This is a genomic window from Protofrankia symbiont of Coriaria ruscifolia (genome assembly GCF_900634745.1).
Taxonomy (GTDB): domain Bacteria; phylum Actinomycetota; class Actinomycetes; order Frankiales; family Frankiaceae; genus Protofrankia; species Protofrankia californiensis.
Genome location: NZ_CAAAFR010000095.1, coordinates 1 through 1,806 on the forward strand (window position 1 = coordinate 1; position 1,806 = coordinate 1,806).

A 1,806-nucleotide genomic window follows, 5' to 3' on the forward strand; every position below is an offset into this window, starting at 1 on the left:
CGCCCGCCCGCCCGGGTGGTGCGCAGTGCCGTCGACAGCGACGACGCGCTGCCCGCGCAGTCGATCGCGACGTCCACCCCACCCAGCAGGTAGGGCGGGCCGACCTCCGGATCGAGCCGCAGCGCGCGGGTGCCGCGGCGCACCCCGCCGACGGCGGACGCCGGCGGGAGAATCTCGTCCGCGCCGAAGCGCCGGGCCAGCTCCACCTGCCGGCGGTGCTTGGCGACCACGGTCACCGGACCGGCCTTGGTGTAGGCGCGCAGCGCCAGCAGGGTGAACAACCCCACCGCGCCCGCACCGATGATCAGCACTCGGTCGCCGTCGGCGGGGCGGGCCCGCAACGCGGTGTGCACGGCGCAGGCGAGCGGCTCGACCAGCACCGCCCGTTCGTCCGGCAGGTCCGCCGGCACCGGATGCAGCTGCGAGCGGTGCACGACCAGCGCCCGGCTCCACCCGCCGCCGGTGTCCGCGCAGTAGCCGGTCTGTAGACCGGGGGACAGGTGCCCGGACGTGATCCGATCACAGCGACTGGTGTGCCCGGCGGCGCAGCCGGCACATGCGGGCAGGCCCCGGGCAGCACAGCCCAGAACCGGGTCGACGACCACCCGGGAGCCCGCTGGTAGCTGCGTGTTATCACAGAGAGTGACATCCGTCTGTGTGTCGGCCACGATCTCGTGCCCGGGGACGAACGGCATGGACACCAGGGAGGCGAAGTAGAACGACGACTGCCCGGTGATGGTGGCCAGATCCGAGCCGCAGATCCCCGACAACCGTGGGCGGATCGTCACCCAGTCCGGCCCGGGACGGGACGGACTGGGCCGATCGCTCAGCCGCAACGGCGCCGTGGTGGTGGCCGCAGCACCGGCCAGGGACGGCAGCCGGCCCGACAGCGTCCGGGTGGTCAGATAGCGGGGCAGCGACCGGTAGAGCTCCAGCGCGCGGCTCACCGCTGGGCTCCCGGCCGGACGGTCCGGGCGCGATCTGACCCGGTGCCCGTTCCCACCGGCTCCCCGCCGCGCCAGGTCCGCACCCGCGCGGCCACGGCGTGGGCCTGGCGCTCGGCACGGCTCGCCGCCACCGCGCGTGGTTCGCCCCGGGTCGAGGGCCATTCCTCGATCGGCCAGCCGGACCGGCGGGCGACCCGGTACAGCGGCAGGTCGGGATTGACCGCCACCGGGTTGCCGACGGCGCGCAGCATCGGCAGGTCCGACTGGCTGTCGGCGTACCCCCACGACACGCTCAAATTCGCGCCCACCCGTCCCGCGTAGTGGCTCAGCCAGGCTGCCCGGGCGTCACCGACCAACGGCGCCGACACCAGACGCCCGGTGCACCGCCCGTCCCCCCCGACTGCGAGGCGGGTCGCGACGATCTCGTCGAACAGCGGCGCCAGCGGACGGGTGAGAACCTCGACCGCACCGGTGAGCAGGACGGTCCGGTGCCCGGCCTCCCGGTGCTCGCGGACCCGGCGGATCGCCGCCGGCTTGACCCGGCGCAGCAGGATGTCCCCGGCGGCCTCGTCGACGAGGCGGGCGAGCTCGTCGGGGTCGGTGCCGGCATAGCGGGTGTACACCGCCCGGATGAGATGCCCCCGGTCACGCCGCTCGGCCCGCACGTAACCGGGCAGCGCGCGGGCCAGCGCGGCCAGTTCACGCCCGCGGGCCGCCACGCTCTGGTCGGCCAGCCGCAGCCACAGGTAGGACTCGACCACGGTCGAGGACACCAGCGTGCCGTCCAGGTCGAACACCGCCAGGGTGTCCGGCCCGCCGGCCAGCGCCCGCGTCGCCCGGCGGGCCGGCGGGGCGAGCG

Annotated in this window: 2 protein-coding genes; both read right to left on the bottom strand. The window is 75.4% G+C overall.

The window, feature by feature from the left end; all coding sequences use genetic code 11:
* Positions 1 to 947: zinc-dependent alcohol dehydrogenase (locus CV1CTNOD_RS12480; RefSeq protein ID WP_131786286.1), on the bottom strand; the 947-nt coding region annotated here is incomplete at its 3' end.
* Positions 944 to 1,806: HAD family hydrolase (locus tag CV1CTNOD_RS26590; protein WP_242606632.1), on the bottom strand; the 863-nt coding region annotated here is incomplete at its 5' end. The genes CV1CTNOD_RS26590 and CV1CTNOD_RS12480, both read right to left, overlap by 4 nt.